The organism is Isoptericola sp. NPDC057191 (genome assembly GCF_042670225.1).
In the GTDB taxonomy this organism is placed as follows: Bacteria; Actinomycetota; Actinomycetes; order Actinomycetales; family Cellulomonadaceae; genus Isoptericola.
In genome coordinates this window covers 1-7,217 of record NZ_JBHUWC010000037.1, presented here as the reverse complement: position 1 = coordinate 7,217, position 7,217 = coordinate 1, and the positions used below count along the sequence as shown (strand labels likewise).

The window sequence follows — 7,217 nt, the reverse complement described above, 5'->3', positions numbered from 1 at the left end:
CGACCTGGCGAGGTCTGCGCGGAGGCCGCGCGGGCGCGCCGCCCGCGGCGCCGGCCCGCGCCCCCCCGGGCCGCCCCCCCCCCGGGGGCCCCCCGCATTTGCGGGGGCCGGGGGCCGCGCCCGGCCTTTGGGCGGGCCCCCCCGCACCGGCTGGTGCGGCTCATCAGTCAGGCCAGAGAGGACGACAGTCGTGAACGCGCAGTATCAGCGCTCGCTCGACGCGGTGCCGGAGCAGCAGCTCCCCAGCCGCCCTTCGTCGTCCCTCTCGGCGCTGGTCGCATAGTCACAGCTCTCCGCTGTCCTGCGCCCCGCACCGTCACGGTCCGGGGCGCTTCCCCTGCTGACCGCGGACCACGCGGTCCGCGCCCGAGGGAGGCCCCGGCCCACCAGCCTGGAACACCCTCAAGGAAAGAGACATGGAGAAGCTGTCCCAGCGTCTGCTGTCGTGGGCGAGCGTGATCGACGACAAGACCGTCGAGCAGGCCCGCACGTCGGCCGGCATGCCGTTCATCTACCCGCACCTGGCACTCATGCCCGACGCGCACCTGGGCAAGGGGGCGACCGTCGGCTCGGTGATCCCGACGCTCGGCGCGATCATCCCCGCCGCCGTCGGGGTCGACATCGGCTGCGGCATGATCGCCGTGCGCACCCAGTTCACGGCCGACCGGCTCGCGGGGCGCGACCTCGCGCCGCTGCGCGAGGCGATCGAGCGCGCGGTGCCGCTGTCGGCGGGCAGGGCGAACGCCAAGGTCGTCGCGACGGCGGCCCCGCGGGTCGAGGAGCTGGAGCAGCTCGCCGAGCAGGCCGGGTTCGACCCGGCGTCGTACGCGCGGCACTGGCGTCTCCAGCTCGGCTCGCTCGGGTCGGGCAACCACTTCATCGAGGTGACGGCCGACGAGACCGGTGCCGTGTGGCTGTTCCTGCACTCCGGCTCGCGCGGGATCGGGAACAGGATCGCCCAGCACCACATCGCCGTCGCGCAGCAGCAGGCCGCGCAGTGGTGGATCCCGCTGCCGGACCGCGACCTCGCCTACCTGGTCGAGGGCACGGACGAGTTCGACCGGTACGTCGCCGAGCTGCGGTGGGCGCAGCGGTTCGCGCTGCTCAACCGCGAGGAGATGATGGACCGCGTCGCGCGCCAGGTCGGCGACTTCCTGGACGAGCCGGTGGTGGAGGCCGAGCGGATCAACTGCCACCACAACTTCACCGAGCGCGAGCGGCACTTCGGCAAGGACGTGTGGGTCTCCCGCAAGGGCGCGATCCAGGCGGACGCCGGTCGTCCCGGGCTGATCCCTGGCTCGATGGGGACGGCGTCCTACGTGGTGGAGGGCCTGGGCAACCCGCTGTCGCTGCACTCCTCCCCGCACGGCGCCGGGCGGCAGCACTCGCGCACGGCCGCGCGGCGCCTGTTCACCCAGGACCAGCTCCGCGAGGCGATGACCGGCATCGAGTTCCGCGACACGGCGGCGTTCATCGACGAGATCCCCGCGGCGTACAAGGACATCGACACCGTCATGGCCGACGCCGCCGACCTCGTCACGGTGCGGCACACGCTGCACCAGCTGGTGAACGTCAAGGGCGACTGAGGACCCGAGGCACCCCGGTCCGGCGGCGACGCCCGACCGGGGAGCCTCGGCGGCCCGCGAGGGTCGCCAGCAGGCCCGAACTGTGGCACCGTCAGCGTCGGCAGCCCCGTTCCCGCCGGTCAGGAGTCTCACCATGCCTGCGTCGTCCACCGCACCCATCCTCGTCGCCGGAGGGGGCCTGGCGGCCGCCCGGGCCGTGGAGGCCGTGCGCGAGCGCGACGCCTCCGTCGACGTCGTCGTCGTCACCTCCGAGGGCCACCGCCCGTACGAGCGTCCCCCGCTGTCCAAGGACTACCTGCGCGGGCAGGCCGAGGCCGACGTCGTCTACCCCCTGAAGGCCGGCTGGTACGACGACCACGGCGTCGACCTGCGCACGCTCACCACCGTCGTCGACCTGGCGCCCGCGGACCACGAGGTCACGTTCGCCGACGGGTCGACCCTCGGGTACTCCCGCCTGCTCCTCGCCACGGGGTCCACGCCCCGCGCCCTCAACGTGCCGGGCCGCAGCCTCATCGGGGTGCACACGCTGCGCACCGTCGACGACGCCGACCTGCTGGCGGGCATCCTGCTCCCGGCCTCGCTCGAGGGCGAGGGCAACGTCGTCGTCGTCGGCGACGGCTGGATCGGCACGGAGGTCGCCGCGTCGGCGCGGATGCTCGGGCTGGACGTCTGCCTCGTCGGCCAGACGGAGCACCCGCTGGAGGTCACCCTCGGCCCGCAGCTCGGCGCGCTCTACGGACGCGTGCACGAGGAGCGCGGCGTGGCACGGCACCGGGGCGACGTCGTGCGGTTCACGGGCGAGTCGGGCCGGGTCACGGGCGTCGAGCTCGCCGACGGCACCCGCCTCGACGCCGACCTCGTCGTCGTCGGCGTGGGCGTCACGCCCAACGTGGGCATCGCGTCGGCCGCCGGCCTGGAGCTGCGCAGCCGCGAGCTCGGCGGCGGCATCGCCGTGGACGGCTCGCTGCGCACGTCCGCCCCGGACGTGTTCGCCGCCGGCGACATCGCGTCCGTCCCCTCCCCGCACTACGGCCGCCCGCTGCGGGTCGAGCACTGGGCCGTGGCGCAGGACACCGGCGCGCACGCCGGCCGCGCCATGCTCGGCGACGACGCCGCCTACGACGTCCTCCCCTACTTCTTCAGCGACCAGTACGACATGGGCATGGAGTACAAGGGGTACGTCGACCCCCGCGCCGACGACACCGAGGTGGTGATCAGCGGCTCCACGGACACGCGCGAGCTGGTCGCGTTCTGGCTGCGCGACGGCGAGGTCCAGGCCGGCATGGCGGTCAACGTGTGGGAGCGCATGGACGACGTCGAGGAGCTGATCCGGTCCCGTCGCCAGGTCCCCCGCGCCGAGCTGGAGTCGTTCGTCGGCTGACCGCCCGGTCCCTTCACCGCGCACCACCCGCACCACCACACCCGGCTGACAGGATCGGGGCGTGAACGGGCGACGGGCGGCGGCCCTGGTGACAGCGCTGGTCGTGGTGGTGGCAGTCGCCGTCGCCCTGTCCGCCTGGCGGCCCTGGGACCCGGTGCCGGACGCGCTGCGTGCCGCCGTGCACGACGCGGCCGCGGTGCCCGGCGTCGTCTCGACGGAGCTCACGACCTACGAGGTGACGCAGCGCGACGCGAAGGACGGCGACGTCGCGCGCGCCGACGTCACCGTCGTCCTCGACCCCGGGCTCGCGCCCGACACGGCGCGGCGCGCGGCGGAACGGGCGCACGACGTCCTCGCCGCCGCGCAGGTCGACGGTGTGCGCAGCCTGTCCCTCGACACCACCGTGCGCGCCGGCACGCCCCGCACCGTGCACGGGATCACGGTCTACCCGCTGACCGCGTGGGTCGCGGACGACGGCGACGCGACGTCCGTGGCCGACGCCTACCGCCTCTGGCGCGCGGGCGCGACGTCGGTCAGCGGCGCCAGCGCCGACGCGGCGGACGGCGACGCGCTCGTCGCCCTCGCGCGGGCCTCCGCCGACGCGGGGCTGACCGCCTCCCTGGCCACCGCCGACGGTGCCGTCCAGTACGACGCCTACCAGGCCGTGCCCGACGTCCCTGCCGTCCGCCTCGCCGTCGCCTCCTCGCGTCGTCCGGGCGTGGAGATCACGTCCTTCGCCGCATCGATGGAGCCGCGACTGTCGGTCGCGCTGTCGGTGCCGGCGGCGTCGGCGCAGGCCCGCGCGCTGGTGCGGTGGCTGGACGACCCGGCCCGGGCCTCCGGGCTCGGACGGCCCGTCGCGTACACGCTGAGCGAGCCCGGGTTCGCCACCCTGGTCGACGGCTGGGTGGGCGACGTCGCCCCGCCCGAGCCCGCCGAGCACACCGTGCCCCTGCCCGACGGCGTGGCCGCCTGGCCGGACGTCGACGCGCCCGCCTGCACGGGCGCCGACCTCCGCCTCGCCCTGAGCGCGCCCGACGCCGCCGCAGGCAGCCGCTACCTCGCCGTCCTCGCACGCAACGTGTCCGGGAGCCCGTGCGCCCTCGACGGCACGCCCGGGCTGGTGTTCCGGGACGCCGCGGGCGACGCGCAACCGGACGTCACCCTCGCCCCCTCGGCTCCCGGCGTCGTCCCCGGCCGCGTCGTCGTCCCGCCCGGCGAGCGCGCGAGGGCCTCCCTGCAGTGGGGCGCGATGTCCACGGCCCTCGACCCGGACGTCACCACCACCGTCGACGTCGTCCCCGTCCCCGACGCCGAGGCCGTGTCGCTGACGCCGAAGGTCCCCGGGGTCGGCCCCGTCGACCTGGACGTGCTCGACGGCGCCACCGTGCGCGTCAGCCCGTGGGTGCAGGCCGCCGAGGGCTGGTCGTGACACCTCCTGGCACCGCTCCCGATGGCCGGGTCGTCACCCGAAGGTGAACGTGTACACGGTCACCCCCGGCGACACCTCGAGCTCCACGGTGCCCGCGGTGGGGCCGTCGCCGCGCAGGACGTCGTAGAGCGTGGGGTTCCCCCCGACGTCGACGGTGCGCTCGCCGAGCACGGTGCCGTCGTCGGACCGCACTCGCGCGGTGACGGTCCCCTTGCCGCCGAGGACGGCGTAGACGTCCGTCGACCGGTAGGCGAGCCGCAGCGTCGCGTCGTCGGAGACGGCCGTCGCGCCCTGGAAGTCCGCGGCCCACCGGCCGCCGAGCGAGAACGTGTCCTGCGGCTGCTCGTCCGGGTGGTCGTACGTCTGCTCGCCGGAGCCGTAGTCCGGCTCGCCCGCGTAGTTGAACACCTTGTTCAGGGCGAGGTAGGTCTCCGGCGTCGTCGCCTCGCCGGGCGTCGTGTCGGCGACGTCCGTGGCGGGCGGCAGCTCGACCGTGGGGTCGGCGGCGCGCAGCAGGTCGCGCACGTGCTGCTCGGTGACGTCGTAGTCGCCCTCGCCGTGCTTGATGTACCGGACCGTCCCGTCCGCGTCGACCAGGTACTCCGCAGGCCAGTACCGGTTCCGGTACGTCGTCCAGGTCGAGTAGGAGTTGTCCTGCGCGATCGGGTAGTCGACGCCGAGCTCGCGAGCGCCGGCGACGACGTTGCGGGTCTCCCGCTCGAAGGCGAACTCCGGCGTGTGCACGCCAATCACCTCCAGGCCCGCGTCGCGGTAGGCGTCGTACCAGGCGGTGACGTGCGGGATGGCGCGCTGGCAGTTGATGCAGGAGTACGTCCAGAAGTCGATCAGCACCACCTTGCCGCGCAGGTCGGCCAGGTCGACGGGTGCGCCGCCCGGGGTGTTGAGCCAGCGCGTGATGCCGGTCAGGGGCGGCGCCGTGCCGCAGTCGGCCAGCTCGGCCGAGCCGTTGGCGCAGTTCGACAGTTCCCGGTTCGCGTCGGTGACGATGCCGCCGAGGTCGAGCGCGTCCTGCACCGAGGCGTTCTCGTCCACCTGCTGCTGCAGCGCACCTGTGTAGTCCGGCAGGGCGCGCTGGAGCTGCTGGGGCAGGTTGAGGGCGAGGGCACCCGCGAGCAGGAGGACGACGACGCCGCCCGTGACCCGGATGCCGCGCTGGTGGCGGCGGAACCCGGACACCCGCTCCGCGACGCGCCGTCCGGCGAGCGCGAAGACGAGCAGCGGGATAGCCGCGCCGACGGCGAACGAGAGGGTCAGGACGACCGTTCCCGGGCCGATGTCCCCCGTCGCGCCGGCCACGGTGATCGCCGCCAGGACCGGCCCGGCGCACGGCACGTACAGCACGCCCAGCCCGAGACCGAGCAGGAACGCGCCCCGGTCCTGGCTCGGCGTCTTGCGCGCCCCGAGGGACGCCAGGCGCAGGAAGGGGCGCTCGAGCACCTCCTCGAAGCGCGGCACGATCATCCCGACCCCGAGGGCGGCGAGCAGCCCGATGCCCACCCAGCGCAGCAGGTCCTGCGGCAGGCCGAGCGCCCCCAGCACCAGGGAGCCCAGCAGGGTCATGGTGCTGAAGCTCAGCACCAGCCCGGCGATCACGAGGTACGGCCGCCACGAGCGCCCGCCGGGGCGTGCCCCGGTCGGGACGGCGGCCGTCTCCGTCGTCCCCGGCGCAGGCGGGCGTGACGCCGTGACGACGCCGGACTCGACGCGCCCGCCCACGCCGGTGCGCACCGCCGTCGGCACGTCGAAGCGCAGGGCGGAGGGCGCCGCCGGTCGGGCACCCTGCACGCCGCCCGCGAAGAAGATCACCGGGAGCATCGGGAGGATGCACGGTGAGATGCCGGTGATGAGGCCACCGAGCAGGCCGATCAGGACCAAGGTCTCCATGCCCGGGGTTCGGCGCACCGGGCCGTCCGGATGGGTCCGGCGCTCGTCCGGCACCCGTCCTGCACTCGTTTCGGGCCCGGACCCATCCACCCTGCCGGGGGCTCCGAACCCCTGCTGAAGCGCCCCCGGAGAGGCGGGGCGACGACGCAAGGAGAGATCCATGAACGCCCGTACCCGTGCTCGCACCGCCGCCGCCGGCTTCGCCACCCTGGCCCTCCTCGGGCTCGCCGCCTGCTCCTCCGACTCCGGGACCGACACGGGGTCGGACGCCGCCGCGGAGGAGACCACGGCGGACAGCACCCCCATGTCCCCGGACTCGGCCACGGAGTCGGACGACATGGCGCAGGACGCCATGGACCCGGCCGCGAACCTCGTCGGCCCGGGCTGCGCCGCCTATGCCGAGCAGGTGCCCGACGGCGCCGGCTCGATCACCGGCATGTCCACCGACCCGGTGGCCGTCGCGGCGTCGAACAACCCGATGCTCACCACCCTGACGAAGGCCGTCAGCGGCGAGCTCAACCCGGACGTGAACCTCGTCGACACCCTCAACGGCGACGAGTTCACCGTCTTCGCGCCCGTCGACGACGCGTTCGGCAAGGTCGACAAGAAGACGATCGACACGCTGTCCGAGGACGCCGACCTGCTGACGACCGTGCTGACCTACCACGTCGTGCCCGGCCAGATCCTCCCGGAGGACATCGCCGGCGAGCACAAGACCGTCGAGGGCGACACGGTGAAGGTCACCGGCTCCGGCGACGACCTCATGGTCAACGACGCGAAGGTCGTGTGCGGCGGCGTCATGACGCAGAACGCGACCGTCTACCTGGTCGACTCGGTGCTCATGCCCCCCATGTGACCGGACCGGGACCCGACCGCAGCCTCGACGAGGGCCGCCGCACGCAGGGGGTGCGGC

General features: G+C 74.4%; 5 protein-coding genes. 4 read left to right on the top strand and 1 reads right to left on the bottom strand.

Annotated elements, in window-relative coordinates; genetic code table 11:
* Nucleotides 1–416 precede the first annotated feature (416 nt).
* The 3 genes from ACFT55_RS07545 to ACFT55_RS07535 all read left to right on the top strand — a co-directional run bounded on the left by ACFT55_RS07545 (nt 417) and on the right by ACFT55_RS07535 (nt 4,399).
* Nucleotides 417–1,586, top strand: a complete 1,170-nt coding sequence (locus tag ACFT55_RS07545) for an RtcB family protein (protein WP_380243201.1) — start codon at nt 417–419, stop codon at nt 1,584–1,586.
* 133 nt (nt 1,587–1,719) lie between these two features.
* Nucleotides 1,720–2,967 (top strand): NAD(P)/FAD-dependent oxidoreductase, encoded by a 1,248-nt coding sequence (locus ACFT55_RS07540; protein WP_380243200.1) that lies wholly within the window; start codon nt 1,720–1,722, stop codon nt 2,965–2,967.
* A gap of 61 nt (nt 2,968–3,028) precedes the next feature.
* Nucleotides 3,029–4,399 carry a DUF4232 domain-containing protein gene (locus ACFT55_RS07535; protein ID WP_380243199.1) on the top strand — a complete coding sequence of 457 codons (1,371 nt, stop codon included), beginning with the start codon at nt 3,029–3,031 and terminating at the stop codon, nt 4,397–4,399.
* Between the two features lie 33 nt (nt 4,400–4,432).
* Here ACFT55_RS07535 and ACFT55_RS07530 read toward each other — a convergent pair whose 3' ends face one another.
* Complete coding sequence (locus tag ACFT55_RS07530) at nt 4,433–6,304, bottom strand: cytochrome c biogenesis protein DipZ (protein WP_380243198.1); 1,872 nt, start codon at nt 6,302–6,304, stop codon at nt 4,433–4,435.
* A 160-nt stretch (nt 6,305–6,464) separates the two neighbouring features.
* Here ACFT55_RS07530 and ACFT55_RS07525 point away from each other — a divergent pair, with 160 nt between their 5' ends.
* Nucleotides 6,465–7,160, top strand: coding sequence for a fasciclin domain-containing protein (locus ACFT55_RS07525; protein WP_380243197.1), 696 nt, complete (start codon nt 6,465–6,467; stop codon nt 7,158–7,160).
* The last annotated feature ends 57 nt before the right edge of the window (nt 7,161–7,217 follow it).